Here is a 15,294-nt window from a genome sequence, read left to right as displayed (position 1 = left end):
AAAGGGTGGGTCAAATTTGGCAATGGGCAACATCTCGAAAATGCCACCACCATTGTTATTAATTAAGATAATGGTTAAATGACCAACAAACTTGTTTTTAATTAGGAAACCATTGGTGTCATGCAAAAATGCTAAGTCACCCGTTAGCATCACACTGCTTTGATTACGATGAGCAATACCTAAAGCTGTTGATAAGGTACCATCAATCCCATTAGCGCCCCGATTAAACCAAGGTCGAATCCTGGTGTTACCAGGTTTCCAAAAGAACTCCACATCTCTGACTGGCATGCTGTTAGCAATAAATAGAGGTGTTTCCGGTGGTAGACATTGGGACAGTAACCAAGCAGCTTTGCCTTCAAACAACTGACTCATTTTAGTCATTGTTTGATCAACCTTTGCCCTGACCTTCGCTTCAGCCTCACACCACTTTTGTAGGTAAGGTTGGGTTGCAGGTTGCAGGTTATCTGGTTGCAGGTTATCTGGTTGCAGGTTATCTGGTTGCAGGTTATCTGGTTGCAGGTTATCTGGTTGCAGGTTATCAGGTTGCAGGTTAGAACCGTCAACCTTCAACGGTGGTGAACCTTGGCCAAAAGGCCACGCTTTCGCCGTAGGCGACGCTGCGCGAACGCGAACAACCTTCAACCTGTCAACCTTCAACCTTTCAACCTTCAACCTTTCAACCTTCAACAGTGGTGAACCGTCAACCTTCAACCTGTCAACCTTCAACTCCTTTACCCATATCCCCAGTTGTTCTACACTCATGCGCAGATGAGTTGTTTTGCCATGGAGGGGGTCGAGGTTGTGGTGGCTAGGGTCAATCACCCAACGTCGCGGTTGACATTTATCCAACCAAGCACGCAGTTCTTTGCTAATCGGTAGTTCACCGATGTGAATAACCATTGTGGGTTTTAGCTGTTGCGCTAATCGTGGATTACGCAGGATCAAGTCATAGGTGGAAATTAGATCTCGGTTGAGGTCGCAATAGTTTCTTACCGGTGAGAGCCCTTCTGCTAATACAGGCCATCTTAAGGTTTTGGACAAGGATGCGATCGCATTACAATAGTCTTTGGGATTGTGGGGTTGAGCTGGACCAGCGATAATTATTCCTTGCTCGGATTCTTGCCACTGCTGTATGACTTTAGCGATTGCAGGTTGCAGATTGTCAGTTGTAGGTTGCAGGTTGTCAGTTACAGCTTGCTCTTGACAGTGAGCGAAGAATTCTTCTGGTTGTAATTGGGATTTTAATGGGTTAGTGGTTGTGTCGGGAATAGGTGGGAGGGGGTCACGGAAAGGTAGATTTAAGTGTACTGGACCAGGGGTAGGAAAATGTGTTAGTGGAGTGCTGCCAAAGGAGGCTCGCTCCCAAGCATGAACTACGGTTTGCCGTAGATAACGGAGCATACTGATATCAGCTTGAGGGACCGCTAGGGTACTTTGCCAGTTGGGATAGTTGCCGTATAATTTGATTTGGTCAATGGTTTGTCCGGAATGACAATCTTGCAGTTCTGGGGGACGGTCAGCAGTCAATACCAATAGTGGTACTCGGCTTTCTCTGGCTTCAATCACAGCGGAATAGAAATTAGCCCCAGCTGTGCCAGAGGTACAAACCAGTACAACTGGTTTTCCCGATTGTCGAGCAATGCCTAAGGCGAAAAAGCTGGCTGAACGTTCATCGAGAACTGGAATTGCCTCGATCTGTGGGTGTTGAGCAAACGCAACAGTTAGAGGGGTTGAGCGTGACCCTGGACAGATGATTGCTGTGGTCAATCCCAAGCGCTGTAGGGTTTCTACCAGGATGGAAGCCCAGAGGCTATTGGTGTTGCGAAAATCAATAGGCATTCAATTAGGTTAATCAACATTTTATTTGAATATTTTAAATGTTGATTCGGTTTTGTTGACAGTTGACGGTTGACTACCCTAATTCCTAATCGCTAATCCCTACTCCCTAAAAAAAATCTCTGACATTTTTAACAAATTCATTGACGTTCTCAAAATGGATGTTATGTCCACAATCAGGAATGACGTTTAACTTAGCTTCTGGAGAAAGTGTTACTATTTCTGAGTTAATTGATTTAAATTTATGATCATAGTCTCCGACTAGCAAAAGCAAAGGAACTTGATTATGTTGGAGTGATTCCCACAGAGATGGTTGGCATCCTGTACTCATATGACGCAGAGATTTAGCTAATTCCAGAGGGTTATTTTGTTGTCGAATCTTGATAATTTGTTCAAAGTTAGGATGCTGCTTGAGGGAGCTGAACAGAGGCTGATTGTACCAATTTGATAAGAAGGTCAATAAATCTCCAGTTTCCAATTTTTCGGCAATTTGCCAATCTCGTTGACGACGCTTTAATTGTTCTTCTTCAGTCTTTAGCCCTGGAGATGCTGATTCGAGTAGTACTTTACTAAAACATTGGGGGAAATGAAGGGTCATGTAGAGAGCCAATCGACCTCCCATAGAATAGCCAACTAAAAAACATGGTTCAAAGTTTAACTGCTCTAGTAAGTTCTTTAAGGCGTGAGCAGTGTTTGGCATGGTGTAGCACTCATCCCCACCTAAAACTTTGGTTTTACCATGACCAGGTAAATCAACAGCTAGACAACAAAATTCCTCACAAAGTAATGATATTGCTTCATCAAATTCCTGGCTGCTACCCATGAATCCATGGCAAAAAAGAATCCGTGGTTGCTCTCGGTTTCCTCTTAACTCATAGTGAAATTGATATCGCATTTATAGCAGTTATTAATTCGGTGAGGTACTTTATTTCTAGGTTTTAGGGAGCAGGGAACAGGGAATAGGGAATAGGGAATAGGGAATAGGGAATAGGGAGTAGGGAGTAGGGAGTAGGGAGTAGGGAGAATAAAATTGACTGTACCTCATAAGTACGACCAACGCTATATAGTACGATCAACGCTATATTATTGTTATAATTCATTATAACCAAATTATTTTAACTGATTAAACAGCAACCACCAATGAACACAGGGTTAAACTAAGGCTTTAAGAAGCACCATTAGCTTCAGGTTAATTTCTGCGAGTTCTTTATTGGGATCAGAGCCAGCAACAATTCCAGCACCAGCGTAGAGTCGAGCGTGATTACCTGCTATCAAAGCAGACCGAATCCCAACGATAAATTCACTATTACCTTGATAATCTATCCATCCGAGGGGAGCAGCATACAGAGAACGGTCAAAGGTTTCGTAGTGTCGGATTTGCTCACAAGCAATTTTGGTAGGAACACCAGCCACTGCTGGAGTAGGATGCAGTTTCGCTATAATATCTAGGGGATTGACATCAGCTGGTAATGCTGCTTTAATCGGAGTCCATAAATGCTGAATATTCGAGAGTTTCAGCAGTTGGGGAGATGGCGAAAAATCCAGTTCCAAACCCAGTTGACAAAGACGTTGGATAATAAATTCACTCACTGCGTTATGTTCACGTCTCTCTTTTCCACTACTAAGTAATTGGTTCGCCAAATCCGCATCTTCGGCTGGGGTTTTACCTCGTGGAGCAGACCCTGCTAAAGCATCTGTCACTAACTGATGGTCGTAAATACTAATCAGACGTTCAGGACTAGCGCCAATAAAGTTTTTGCCTTTGCCGTTACTGATGGAAAAAATATAGCAATCTGGATAATTATGGCGCAAATTGTCCAGAGAATCCACCAGATTAAAGGGTATTGGTGAGACGACATCCACGGCTTGGGAAAGGACAATTTTGCTAAATTGATTGGCTTGGATAGATTTTAAGGCTGATGAAACCGATAATTTGAAGTCTTTGGCTTTTTTTGAATCTTGCTTGAGAAATTGATGATGGTTAGCCTTACCAGTAAAACAGTAGAGCAGACGACCAGAAGAGGTGATTAGATTGAACTGCCGACCTAGGCTTTCGACCAGCCAATCCAGATTAACTTGAGAATTGATTTCAAGATTAGCCACTACTACACATCGGCTTTGACAAAGTGAAATTTGCCAGCGAGGTAGAAAAATAGTGGCAGATGGGAAAGGGTTGTTACTATTAAGCTGATCACCAAAAAACGTAAAGCTACAGAAGAAATGAGGTCCAGCAAATCGCTGCTCTATTTTACCACTAATTATGGTGTTAGCTAGACATGAGTCGATAAATCTTTGCGCTTTATAGAACCGTTGCTCACCAGCTAACTTAAGGGAGACAGCCGCATCAATAGCAACAATTGATTCTTGATTACTTCTATTTTCAAAATAGAAGTGTAGGGGCTCGGGCGTGGCGGCAAAAGGGGCGGCTCTATCCCGAATTGCCTGAAAAACCGCCAGTGGGTCGAGGGGGGGAATTTCTTGAGAAATACTGGCAATTTTTGCAATACCTTGTTTTTGAGATTTTTTCTGGCAAGCTAGTAGAAACTGATGTAACTCTTTAGGCTCATGAAACAGCTTAGCAGGGCAGGGAATGACTGACATATATAGGGTTTCTTGAATTACAGGAGTGTTTACCTCAATGAACGACAACACAAACGCGATTGGCCTTGGCCTTTTTGCCACGCTACGCGAATGGCCACGCTGCGCGAACGCTCTTTACTACATATTTCTTAATTTGTATTTACATAACTTATTTAATTCACATTTAATTCACAGAATTTATAGTTACTAATGATCAATTATAAGCATGTTTGGCAATTAAGAAAAGCAGGGTAAGGGCAAAAATCAATAAATAGGCGGTTTTATCGCAACTATTGAAAAAAATTGCCATAATCATGATAATCAAGGCTTACTATGGTCATAATCCTTGCTCTATTCTTGATGCAGTCGCTCATGGGGGGAACCCCCTTTGGCGGCGCTGCATCGCTATCACATTTTGGTTTAATTTTTCTTGCGCTTACCCTAGAATTCTATAATTGCTCACCATCAAGAAATGATGAGCCCTAGTTTTGGTAGTAAAAATTTTGGTTTGGATGAAAAATCATTTATTTGCTCACTAGTCAAGACGGAAATCAAGGGGATATTAGTATAGACAATCCCTGATTAATTTTTCCAACCTACTACAAATAAAAAGCTGCCCTTTTGGGTAGACACCACTTCAGTTTTGATGAAGCCTACTTCTCTTAAGAGGTTAACAATTTTATCGGTAGAGTAAAGAGAGGGAGCTTTAACTCCGCCAATCAATAAATCCATTATTTCTAATTCTGGCAAAAATGATGGTGAAGGAACCAAACTGTCAGTGCTAGGTTCTAGGATAATCACCATACCCTTTGGTCTTAAAACCTGAAAAGATTTTTTGATAAACTGGCTACCATAATCGCTGTACGACAATTTTCTAAATAAGAAGACAATATCATATTCTTCTTTAGCACCCCACTGGTCATACAAAGCGTTTCCTTCGGCAGATATAATAATCTCTTCCGGAGATTTAGGTAAAGGATACTTGCTTAAAAGTCGATCTAAAAAATCAATTTGATTTTCCAAGCCTGCCAGCACAAAGTCTACATCAGGCTTGCGTTCCAGTAGCTTGCCTATAAAGGTAATACCCACTTCGCCAGTAATAATTCTCTTAACCTGATCAAGAGGAATTTTAGTGAACAATTCTCGGGAGGGTTCTTTCAGATATTCGTTAGCAAATGCATAGTACTCATAAAGGGTTTCATCATTACCATTAAACAAATCCATCTGCTGATTTGAGCTGCCGGTTTGGATAGTTAAGTTTAATGATAACCAGGATGACCATGTCTGAGAGACTAGATTGTAATAATCTCCCAAATAACTTGGACTTTCTCTAACTAAGTAATTCTTAGTCATTTGGGTATTAACATAGCCAAAACCTTGATTATGATTAGTTTGGCTAATTTTGAGATAACCAAGACTCTCCAAAACCCTCAGCAATCGCTCAGTTGAGATCAAATTAAGATTCAAATCCCTGGCTACTAAATTAGCAGAAACTCCGGGATGCTTGTGCAGATAATCAAAAACACCAAGTTTCACAGCTGACATAATAATTGCAGTGCGTTGGAAACTGGTGGCATCTGCCAGCATTTCTGCTCTTTCTAAGAGTCTGATTCGATTACCAATAACTTTGCTTAAGGTATTGATAGTTTCTGGGAAATACTTTTTGATTGCCAAGGCTAAGCCTACCAATTTAGATGGCAGTCCAAATCTTGGCTGTTTCGACTTGATCTCTAGAGTATCCCTTTCTAGCACTCTTACATTACTGGTCATACTTTTTAGTCATACTTTTTAGGATTGATTACAAGACTTACAGGGTGCGTTATTAACGCACCCTACTACTTATAGAGTTTGGGGTTCAGTTTTGCGTAAGTCCTATAGTAATAGTAGTTTTTTTATCACTTTAGTTAAGATTTTGTCAATAAAATTTACATAAATTGACGTATTATCAATTCACGACCTTGATTGGGATTAATGGTATTCTGCTATTGCTGCCCCTTAACACCGTTGAAGACCATTTACCCAAGGCTTGAAGAGTCCCAGCAGTATTGGTTGATGGTTTGACGGTGAGCCTAGCACGACTTGCATTCATATTCCGTGACTATTATGACAACAAACACAATTAAAGCTCCTAACTCCAAACGGAAATTGTGGCTAGCAGCAATCAAGCCCCCCATGTATAGCGTGGCAATTATGTATGTTTGGGTGGCAGCTGCTGTGGCATGGTTTGAGACCAATCACTTCAATTGGACGATATTTTTGACCTTTGTCAGTGCTTCGATTCTGATTCTGGCTTGGGAGAATCTGAGTAACGATGTGTTTGACTCTGAGACTGGGATTGATACAAACAAACCTCACTCGATAGTCAACCTGACGGGAAACAAATCCTTGATTTTTTGGCTAGGGAACCTGTGTTTAGGACTGGGTATCCTTGGTATGCTACTGATCTGCTGGTGGCAGCAAGACTTAACAGTGATGGCGTTAGTACTCCTATGCTGCAGCCTTGGCTATATGTACCAAGGACCTCCCTTTCGCCTGGGCTACCAAGGTCTAGGAGAGATTCTGGTCTTTTTGAGCTTTGGTCCGTTAGGTATGTCAGCTGCCTACTACAGTCAAACCCAGAGTTGGTCTGTCACTAACCTGGCGGCATCGATAATTGTGGGTCTGGCGACTACGTTAATTCTATTTTGCTCCCATTTTCACCAAGTAAAGGATGATATAGCAGCTGGGAAGCGATCGCCTATTGTTCGCCTTGGCACCAAAAGGGGTGCTAAACTGTTGCCCTGGATTTGTGGTAGCCTATTTGCTGCTACTGCTGGGTTTGTGATCATGGGGCTATTCCCCATATCGACATTACTCAGTTTGGTAGGATTGCCTTTTGCTATCAAGCTTTGCCGCCATGTTAACGCTAATTACAACCAACCGGAAAAGGTGAGTAATTGTAAGTTTATTGCCGTAGCGCTACATTTTTGGAGTGGACTCTTGTTGGGTGTCGGTTTCTTAATTAACCTTAATTAACCTTAATTGAACGAATCATGTCAGACCAATCCCAGGCGATTCAGGGAATTTTTGATAATATCTCTTCTAACTATGACCAGCTAAATGACTGGATCAGTTGGGGTCAGCATCGAATTTGGAAGCTGATGACGGTTAAATGGGCTGAACCTAAGCCAGGAGATACCTGTGTTGACCTGTGTTGTGGCAGTGGAGACCTGACTCGACTATTAGCGGAGAAAGTAGGCACTCAAGGAAAGGTGTATGGAGTCGATTTTGCTCCCCAGATGTTAGCGATCGCAAAACAAAAATCCTCTGAACCACAGATTGACTGGGTAGAGGCGGATGTTTTAGATTTACCATTTGCTGACAATACCTTTGACGGAGCAACTATGGGATATGGATTACGTAATGTCGTAGATATCCCCAAGAGCCTAAAGGAAATTTACCGTATTCTTAAACCAGGGGCTAAAGCAGCAATTCTTGACTTTCACTTACCGTCTCAGGCTCTGTTTCGACAGTTTCAACAGTGGTATATGGAAACTATTGTTGTTCCCCTAGCCAGTCAGCAAGGACTTGAGGAAGAGTATGCCTATATCTGGCCTAGTGTACAGCGATTCCCCCGTGGTCCGGAGCAAGAATCTTTAGCACGGCAAGTAGGTTTTCGTGCAACTCACTACCCGATTGTTGGCGGAACCTTAGGAGTATTGGTATTAACTAAACCTAGAAGTGTTGAATAGGGAATAGGGAATAGGGAATAGGGAATAGGGAATCGGGAATCGGGATGCAGCGCAATAGCAATTAGCAATTACAGCGTTTTTCATAACTATTAGGTACACAGGATTTTTTACCTATTCCCTCTTACCTGTTCCCTGTTAGCTGTTCCCTGTTCCCTAAAACCCAGGAATTTGTACCTCACCCAATTGCAAACCGCCGTAATAAATGACCAACTATAAGTTCAAGTTTCACCCATACCAGCGTCCCTTTAAACATCCCCTGTCTACCAGTCATGGCCAATGGACAGTCAGAGAAGGTATCATTCTTAGCCTTAGTGATGAAATAGGGAACATTGGCTGGGGTGAAATTGCTCCTATCCCTTGGTTTGGTTCGGAAACTCTGGAACAAGCCTTTAATTTTTGCGAGCAATTACCTCAGGAGATTACTACAGAGGAGATTTTCGCCATTCCTGCTGAACTACCTTGCTGTCAATTTGGGTTTGAATCGGCTTGGGAGCTAGTGATGGGCAAAGGACTTTCTACAAAAGACTTTGAACAAAGCAAACAACACTACAGTTACTTGTTGCCGAGTTATGAAGCAGCAAAACAGTCCTGGGAAGCTCCCTGGAATCAGGGATACCGAAGCTTTAAATGGAAAATTGGTATTGCTCCGATTGAGGATGAAGTCAAGATAGTTAAGGAGTTGGTTGAAGCAATACCTGCTTCTGGCCAATTGCGTTTGGATGCCAATGGGGGATTGACTAAACAAGAAGCTGAGCAGTGGCTGATGGTATGTGACACCATTGGAGCGGTTGAGTTTATCGAACAGCCCCTACCTCCAGAGCAGTTCGATGTGATGTTGGAGATGAGCCACAACTATTCGACTGCGATCGCATTAGATGAATCGGTGGCAACCCTTGACCAACTTGAACAGTGTTACCAGCGGGGATGGCGAGGCATTTTTGTGATTAAAGCTGCGATCGCAGGTTCTCGGAAACGACTACGGCAGTTTTACCAAACCTATCCAATTGATACCGTCTTTTCATCCGCCTTGGAAACTACCATTGGTCAACAAGCGGTTCTCCAGTTAGCCGCAGAACTCTCTGACTTCAAGCGCGCTGTAGGTTTTGGTGTCAACCATTGGTTTGATTAAGGTTTAAGAGATGGTTGAAAGTTGGAATGTTGAAGGTTGGAATGTTGAAGGTTTGATGGTTGAAGGTTTGATGGTTGAAGGTTTGATGGTTGAAGGTTTGATGGTTGAAGGTTTGATGGTTGAAGGTTTGATGGTTGAAGGTTTGATGGTTGAAGGTTTGATGGTTGAAGGTTTGATGGTTTTTAGGTTATTGGGTTTTTAGGTTATTGGGTTATTTGGTTATTGGGTTATTTGGTTAGATGATTGAAGGTTGGAATGTTTAAAGTTATTGGGTGTTAAGGTTATTTGGTTAGATGGTTGAAGCTTTAAAGAGCAAATATCGGCAAGATTCATACGTCCAGCAGCCCCTAAGCTATGTCCAACAACGTTCTGGTGAACAATGGCTGATTGGCTATGACAGTCAGCAACTTAACCAACTCATTGAGCAATACTGTCAGCAATTCTCCCAACTTTCCCAGGAAAAAGCACCGAAAATTCTTTTAGTAGAGCAAAGTCCTCTTAAATTTATCGCCGCTTTCCTAGCTGCTGTTTCCAGTAATTGTCATGTATTCTTAGGGAATCCCTACTGGGTAAAACCAGAATGGCAACAAGTCCTTAACCAAATCCATCCCGATCTAATTATCGGAGAATTAGCCAGTATCATTGAGCCATCAACACTCAATAATAAACACTCAACACTCAATAATCAATATTCAATAATCAATAATCCGCCCTCAGCACTCATTATGATTCCTACAGGGGGCTCATCTGGCAAAATCCGCTTTGCGATTCACACTTGGGAAACCTTAATGGCATCAGTAGCAGGGTTTCATCAGTATTTTGGGAACAAGCCAGTGAATTCCTTTTGTGTCTTGCCTCTTTATCATGTCAGTGGTTTGATGCAGTTTATGCGATCGCTTACTACAGGCGGACGTATGGTAATTTTGCCCTTCAAAGCCTTGAAAGCTGGGGAAGGACGAGACATTGATCCCAAAGAATTTTTTATCTCTCTGGTACCGACTCAACTAGCCAAGCTCATCAACCAAGATGCGGCTGACTGGTTATCCCGCTTTCGGACAGTCTTGTTAGGCGGTGCTCCGGCTTGGGAATCCCTATTAACACAAGCAAAACAGTATCATATTCCTTTAGCTCTTACCTATGGCATGACCGAAACCGCTTCTGGTGTAGTCACCCTTAAACCTGAGGATTTCCTCAGTGGTAACAGTGGTAACAATAGTTGTGGTCAGGTGTTACCCCATGCTAAGGTGACCATTCGCAATGGTAATGGAGAAATTCTCAAGGCTAATCAAACTGGTGTGATTACTATTGAAGCAAAGTCCTTATTCCATGGCTACTATAGCCCTAGCAAAAATCTTGCCCTAGAGTCTGAGGTAAGTAAATTTCCCAACAGACTCCAAACGCTACAATCGGACGATTTAGGCTATTTCGATCAACAGGGTTACTTATATACTGTTGGCCGTCGCAGTAACAAAATTATTACCGGTGGTGAAAATGTGTTTCCCGCTGAGGTAGAACAGGTAATTCGTGGCACAGGGCTCGTCAGTGATGTTTGTGTGATTGGCTTACCCGATGACTATTGGGGTCAAGTGGTAACCGCTGTTTTTGTGCCTAGTTCCGATCAGGTTTCTGTTGCGATGGTGCAACAAAAGGTAGAGGGGAATTTGAGTAAATTCAAGTGTCCTAAGGATTGGGTGGCGGTAGAATCTTTACCGCGCAATGGTCAAGGAAAATTGAATTATCAGCAAGTGAAAGTTATCGCGCGTGATTGTTTAAGTAATTGAAACTCAACGAAATCAATTAGGTCAATCTAAATTGCTAGGCTGGGGATACGGCGGTTTGCATAACTATCAGGTACACAGGATTGTTTTTCCACTTCCGACTTCCCTGCTCCCTGCTCCCTGCTCCCTGCTCCCTAAGTAACTGCCTCAACCCATGACTGCTCCGAGTACAGCTATTTCACCCGAATCACTTCCAACTGAATCCAAAATTATTAGTAGCGGTTATCCCTTAAGTATTGCGCCAATGATGGATCGCACTGACCGCCACTATCGCTATTTCATGCGCCAGATTACACGACGGACATTACTCTACACCGAAATGGTCACCAGTGCAGCAATTCTTCATGGCGATCGCAAACGCTTGCTAGGCTTTTCCCCACAAGAGAAACCCCTAGTCTTACAAGTTGGTGGTGACACTCCCAGTGACTTAGCTGAATGCGCCCGAATTGCTGAAGCTATGGACTATGACCAGATTAATCTCAACGTTGGTTGTCCCAGTAGTCGAGTGCAAAATGGCAATTTTGGAGCTTGTTTGATGGCGCAGCCTGAACAGGTAGCACGCTGTGTAGAGGCAATGGTTAAAGTAGTGAACATACCCGTTACTGTCAAGCACCGTATCGGTATTGATCACCTTGACCGCTATGAAGACATGGCTAATTTTGTTCGCATTGTCTCAGATGCCGGTTGTCAGCATTTTACTGTACATGCTCGCAAGGCTTGGCTACAGGGTTTGAGTCCAAAAGAGAATCGCAACGTCCCACCCTTACGTTACAGTGACGTCCATCGTCTCAAGCAGGAGTTACCTGACTTATTCGTGGAAATTAATGGTGGATTCACTAGTCTTGAACAAGTGCAAGAACAACGGGAGTATGTCGATGGGGTCATGATTGGGCGTGCAGCTTACGACAATCCCTATCTGTTTGCCAAAGCTGATTGTGATATCTATAGCGAGACAGTTATACCCCCAACTCGCCATCAGGTTGTCGAAGCTATGTTTTCCTATATTGATCACTGGGTAGCCAAGGGTTTTAAGCTTAACAAAATTACCAGACATATGCTGCAATTATTTGCAGGGCAACCAGGTAGTAGAGCTTGGAAACGTCATCTAACTGAAAATTCCTGCTTGGTTGGTGTTGGTTCTGATGTCGTTCGCGAAGCTTTAGCTAAAATTCCTTAGAGTAAGCATACAGCGGTCAGCGGTCAGCGGTCAGCTTTGTGGTAAGCATATGCGCTACGCGCACGCTGCGCGAACAGCCATCAGCTAATGCTTACGGTTTTTTATTGCCATATCTCACGTTTTATATTATTAAGTATATTTGTACTATTTTGCGATATAATAATCACAACTATAATAGTGGTATTGGCCAATTTAGGGACAAAATACTGGTCTAATCCAGATTTTATGGTTCAAAACCCGCTCACCCATCATCCCTAACAAAATAACCATGAGATTTATCAGCCCCAAAACCGACTTTGCTTTTAAGAAAATCTTTGGTTCCTCTGAAAGTAAAGAAGTCCTAATTAGCTTTCTAAATGCTTTAATATATCAAGGAGAATCTAGGATAAATAATTTAGATATCATTGACCCATACAATGCTGGCTATACTACGGAGTTAAAGGATACCTACCTGGATGTCAAGGCGATTCTAAATGACGGCTCGACAGTAATTATTGAAATGCAAGTGTTAAATGTTCCAGCTTTTGATAAACGAGTAATCTATAATCTCGCCAAAACCTATGCCAATCAATTAAAATCTGGGCAAGGATATTATAAACTCAAGCCGGTGATTGCTTTAACGATTACCGACTTCACCATGTTTGAGGAAACCGACCGATACCTAACTCGTTTTGTATTTCAAGAAGAACAAGATAATTTTATCTATCGAAACCAACACCTAAGCATGGTCTTTGTGGAACTGCCGAAATTTTCCCGGTCTTTAGAAGACTTAGAAACGGCATCGGAGAAATGGATATATTTTATGAAGGAAGCCCCAAATTTAGAAGCAATTCCCGATACCTTATCAGAAATCCCGGAAATTGCTCAGGCGCTAACCATAGCTAATCAAGCGAATATGAGTAGAAAAGACTTGGAGGAATTACACAAACGAGAAGTATTTATGGAAGACCGCAAAGGTGAAATTCGTCAAGCTCTCGAACAAGGCCGGGAAGAAGGGAGATTATTAATGCAGGGACTGATATCCCGTCAACTGGAAGGTAAACTTGGTGCAATACCCTCAGAAATTCTAGAAGGAATTCAACAATTATCTCTAGAACAATTAGAAGGTTTAGGAGTTGCTATGGCAGATTTTACCAGCTCCGTAGATTTGTCGAATTGGTTGCGGAATAACCAATGATATAGCGCTACGCGCAAGTCAGAAGTTAGAAGTCAGAAGTCAAAAGTTTTTGCCTATTAAGTAGGGTGGGAAAATTATAGGATCTAGAATTATCAAAAGAACTAAACGGTTTTTGCCCACCCTACAAGCTATTTAGTAAAATCTTTTGATCTCCAATTGATAATTCCATCCCAATCCTCTTCCTCAACGAGGGAAGTGACCAAATCTCCCAAAGTTCTACCTTTACCGGCAATGGAAGCTGAGGGAGTCCGGCGCAATACTTTTGGTTCACTATCCGAAAGAATTGTCACAATTACACGAGCTTTGGATACTTTTGGTGCATCTGTTAACCATTGAAGTTGACCATTTTCGATAATAGCTTCATAACTTTGAAGCATTGCTCTCTCCTGGTTTAAAAGCTAATGTTGGATAGGAATACAAAGCATTTCTCTATCTCCAAAATTAGCAAGAATATATATAGCGTTTATTGCATTTATGAGGTACGCTTATCAAGGTCAAAGTCCCCCTTTTTAAGGGGGACCAACGGGGGATCACTTTGTACCTCATGGGAAAGAGAATTGCTATAGGAATTTTTGGCCGGATCCCATGGCTTGATCATAACACCAAAAACTAGGCGTTGCTTAATAATGGAATGATTTTAAGAGTGAGGTGGAATAGGCATCTTGCCGTAGAATGGGCATCAGGCGTGGAACTGGCATCTTGCGTAGAACTGGCATCTTGTGTAGAACTGGCATCTTGCCAGTTTCATGCTTATTTTCGCGCGGGCAGGATGCCCACTCTACTCCTATTCATTCAAAGACTGACGCAACGTCAAAAACTATTCGGATGGGTGGTGCGTTACGGGACCGGCTGTTGCAAGCGCGAAGAGGCTCAAAAGCAAACCCATCCCTAACCCACCACTAGCAACTTCCCACCCTCCCGACTCCCTACTCCCTACTCCCTACTCCCTAGTTCCCTTAAAACAGACTAGAACCGATCCTTCTCTTAACCATAGGACTTACGCATTTGCCCCCTAAATCCCCCAATTCTGGGGGACTTTAACTCAATTTCCCCCCAAAATTGGGGGGCTAGGGGGGCGAAATCAAGTTAACCGCGTAAGTCCTGAACCACTAATCCTAAGCCCAGAAAGCCCAGAGCCAGTAGACCCTGAGACGACATCGGTTCAGGCACTGGCACTGCCAGAGGCAGTGGAGCATTACCTGTCCCGGATTGGGTATCATTCTTAGCCGTGAACCTCCCAAATGGACCAATGGGGGGTTGTGTGGTTTGCCAAAAGAAGGAGATGGTTTCTGGAGTGTCGGAATTAGTACTCCAATCTGATCCACCGACAACACTCCAAACTAGACTGCCATCTTGATCAAGCTTTATGGAAAACTCCCCACTCGAACCGAGTGCCTGCTTTGCTTCCCCAAAGCTATAGCCCGCAACTCCTGTAAAGCCTTCAGCTTTGAACTCCAACCCGAACTGATTGACATCATCAAACCGAAGTAAACCATCCGGTTGAGGGAAGGGGGGATCGTTAGGAAAGTCTACACCAGGGGTAACTTTGTGTATATAAGTGTAGATGGTTCCCGCTGGATTTTGGGGCGGCACACAAGTTAGAAAACCAACAGGACAAGAAACGCTACTGGTCAAGTCCCCCAGGCTGTTGCCGTCACCATTGATCAGGGATGCATCGACTGTCGGACCCACTGGTCCTGTGATGGTTGCTCCCAGAGTCAGGTCGTCAAGGTTGATGGGGGTAATCGACGCAGCACTAATATCAAATCCGGTTAAATAGTTATCGTTAAGCCTTGGCTGCCTGCCACCAATGAAAATGGGTCAGACCACGAATGAAGTCGCACTGCTTGAGTAAAACACAACAGCGAGCGCAAATTATCTGCTCC

General features: G+C 43.0%; 13 protein-coding genes and 2 pseudogenes. 9 read left to right on the top strand and 6 right to left on the bottom strand.

Annotated elements, in window-relative coordinates:
* Window positions 1-502: 502 nt before the first annotated feature.
* Window positions 503-772: pseudogene (locus tag F6K53_RS45700) on the top strand (hypothetical protein); the annotation flags it as partial.
* Here F6K53_RS45700 and menD read toward each other — a convergent pair.
* The 4 genes and pseudogenes from menD to F6K53_RS04890 form a co-directional block, all read right to left on the bottom strand.
* Window positions 757-1,839, bottom strand: a pseudogene (menD, locus tag F6K53_RS45695) (2-succinyl-5-enolpyruvyl-6-hydroxy-3-cyclohexene-1-carboxylic-acid synthase); the annotation flags it as partial. The pseudogenes F6K53_RS45700 and menD sit on opposite strands and share 16 nt — an antisense overlap.
* 106 nt (window positions 1,840-1,945) lie before the next feature.
* Window positions 1,946-2,731, bottom strand: coding sequence for a 2-succinyl-6-hydroxy-2,4-cyclohexadiene-1-carboxylate synthase (gene menH, locus F6K53_RS04900; protein WP_293069955.1), 786 nt, complete (start codon window positions 2,729-2,731; stop codon window positions 1,946-1,948).
* Window positions 2,732-2,988: 257 nt separating this feature from the next.
* Window positions 2,989-4,437 (bottom strand): isochorismate synthase, encoded by a 1,449-nt coding sequence (locus tag F6K53_RS04895; RefSeq protein WP_293069971.1) that lies wholly within the window; start codon window positions 4,435-4,437, stop codon window positions 2,989-2,991.
* A 561-nt stretch (window positions 4,438-4,998) separates the two neighbouring features.
* Window positions 4,999-6,090, bottom strand: a complete 1,092-nt coding sequence (locus F6K53_RS04890; protein ID WP_293080007.1) for a methyltransferase dimerization domain-containing protein — start codon at window positions 6,088-6,090, stop codon at window positions 4,999-5,001.
* A gap of 429 nt (window positions 6,091-6,519) precedes the next feature.
* On the opposite strand from F6K53_RS04890, the gene menA reads away from it, so the two are divergent.
* The 7 genes from menA to F6K53_RS04855 all read left to right on the top strand — a co-directional run bounded on the left by menA (window position 6,520) and on the right by F6K53_RS04855 (window position 13,408).
* Window positions 6,520-7,431, top strand: coding sequence for a 2-carboxy-1,4-naphthoquinone phytyltransferase (gene menA, locus F6K53_RS04885; RefSeq protein ID WP_293026061.1), 912 nt, complete (start codon window positions 6,520-6,522; stop codon window positions 7,429-7,431).
* Window positions 7,432-7,448: 17 nt separating this feature from the next.
* Window positions 7,449-8,147: a bifunctional demethylmenaquinone methyltransferase/2-methoxy-6-polyprenyl-1,4-benzoquinol methylase UbiE gene (ubiE, locus tag F6K53_RS04880; protein ID WP_293026059.1), complete on the top strand. Its 699-nt coding sequence runs from the start codon at window positions 7,449-7,451 to the stop codon at window positions 8,145-8,147.
* A 202-nt stretch (window positions 8,148-8,349) separates the two neighbouring features.
* Entirely contained in the window at window positions 8,350-9,276 is a 927-nt protein-coding gene (locus F6K53_RS04875) for an o-succinylbenzoate synthase (protein ID WP_293026057.1), read from the top strand.
* 10 nt (window positions 9,277-9,286) lie between these two features.
* Window positions 9,287-9,478, top strand: coding sequence for a hypothetical protein (locus tag F6K53_RS04870; protein ID WP_293026055.1), 192 nt, complete (start codon window positions 9,287-9,289; stop codon window positions 9,476-9,478).
* A 91-nt stretch (window positions 9,479-9,569) separates the two neighbouring features.
* Entirely contained in the window at window positions 9,570-11,057 is a 1,488-nt protein-coding gene (locus F6K53_RS04865; protein WP_293026053.1) for a 2-succinylbenzoate--CoA ligase, read from the top strand.
* Between the two features lie 151 nt (window positions 11,058-11,208).
* The gene (gene dusA, locus F6K53_RS04860; RefSeq protein ID WP_293069960.1) at window positions 11,209-12,231 is read left to right on the top strand and encodes a tRNA dihydrouridine(20/20a) synthase DusA; all 1,023 of its coding nucleotides are present in this window, start codon (window positions 11,209-11,211) and stop codon (window positions 12,229-12,231) included.
* 268 nt (window positions 12,232-12,499) lie between these two features.
* The gene (locus F6K53_RS04855) at window positions 12,500-13,408 is read left to right on the top strand and encodes an Rpn family recombination-promoting nuclease/putative transposase (RefSeq protein WP_293069962.1); all 909 of its coding nucleotides are present in this window, start codon (window positions 12,500-12,502) and stop codon (window positions 13,406-13,408) included.
* 128 nt (window positions 13,409-13,536) lie between these two features.
* Here F6K53_RS04855 and F6K53_RS04850 read toward each other — a convergent pair whose 3' ends face one another.
* Window positions 13,537-13,785: a hypothetical protein gene (locus F6K53_RS04850; RefSeq protein ID WP_293026043.1), complete on the bottom strand. Its 249-nt coding sequence runs from the start codon at window positions 13,783-13,785 to the stop codon at window positions 13,537-13,539.
* Between the two features lie 254 nt (window positions 13,786-14,039).
* Between F6K53_RS04850 and F6K53_RS04845 the strand changes: the two genes are divergently transcribed.
* Window positions 14,040-14,300, top strand: a complete 261-nt coding sequence (locus tag F6K53_RS04845) for a hypothetical protein (RefSeq protein WP_293026041.1) — start codon at window positions 14,040-14,042, stop codon at window positions 14,298-14,300.
* Between the two features lie 194 nt (window positions 14,301-14,494).
* Here the strand turns inward: F6K53_RS04845 and F6K53_RS04840 are convergent, their stop codons facing one another.
* The gene (locus tag F6K53_RS04840) at window positions 14,495-15,100 is read right to left on the bottom strand and encodes an exosortase, PEP-CTERM interaction domain protein (RefSeq protein ID WP_293069965.1); all 606 of its coding nucleotides are present in this window, start codon (window positions 15,098-15,100) and stop codon (window positions 14,495-14,497) included.
* Window positions 15,101-15,294 lie beyond the last annotated feature (194 nt).

This window comes from Moorena sp. SIO4A1 (assembly GCF_010672065.1).
Lineage (GTDB): Bacteria > Cyanobacteriota > Cyanobacteriia > Cyanobacteriales > Coleofasciculaceae > Moorena.
Note: the sequence above shows the minus strand (reverse complement) of the source record. Positions and strands in the feature narration are given on the sequence as shown.

Bases quoted from the DNA above. Each gene is read 5' to 3' on its own strand.
- F6K53_RS04855 (WP_293069962.1), top strand. From the start codon at position 12,500: ATGAGATTTATCAGCCCCAAAACCGACTTTGCTTTTAAGAAAATCTTT.
- ubiE (WP_293026059.1), top strand. From the start codon at position 7,449: ATGTCAGACCAATCCCAGGCGATTCAGGGAATTTTTGATAATATCTCT.
- F6K53_RS04845 (WP_293026041.1), top strand. From the start codon at position 14,040: ATGATTTTAAGAGTGAGGTGGAATAGGCATCTTGCCGTAGAATGGGCA.
- F6K53_RS04875 (WP_293026057.1), top strand. From the start codon at position 8,350: ATGACCAACTATAAGTTCAAGTTTCACCCATACCAGCGTCCCTTTAAA.
- menA (WP_293026061.1), top strand. From the start codon at position 6,520: ATGACAACAAACACAATTAAAGCTCCTAACTCCAAACGGAAATTGTGG.
- dusA (WP_293069960.1), top strand. From the start codon at position 11,209: ATGACTGCTCCGAGTACAGCTATTTCACCCGAATCACTTCCAACTGAA.
- F6K53_RS04870 (WP_293026055.1), top strand. From the start codon at position 9,287: ATGGTTGAAAGTTGGAATGTTGAAGGTTGGAATGTTGAAGGTTTGATG.
- F6K53_RS04865 (WP_293026053.1), top strand. From the start codon at position 9,570: ATGGTTGAAGCTTTAAAGAGCAAATATCGGCAAGATTCATACGTCCAG.
- F6K53_RS04850 (WP_293026043.1), bottom strand. From the start codon at position 13,785: ATGCTTCAAAGTTATGAAGCTATTATCGAAAATGGTCAACTTCAATGG.
- F6K53_RS04895 (WP_293069971.1), bottom strand. From the start codon at position 4,437: ATGTCAGTCATTCCCTGCCCTGCTAAGCTGTTTCATGAGCCTAAAGAG.
- menH (WP_293069955.1), bottom strand. From the start codon at position 2,731: ATGCGATATCAATTTCACTATGAGTTAAGAGGAAACCGAGAGCAACCA.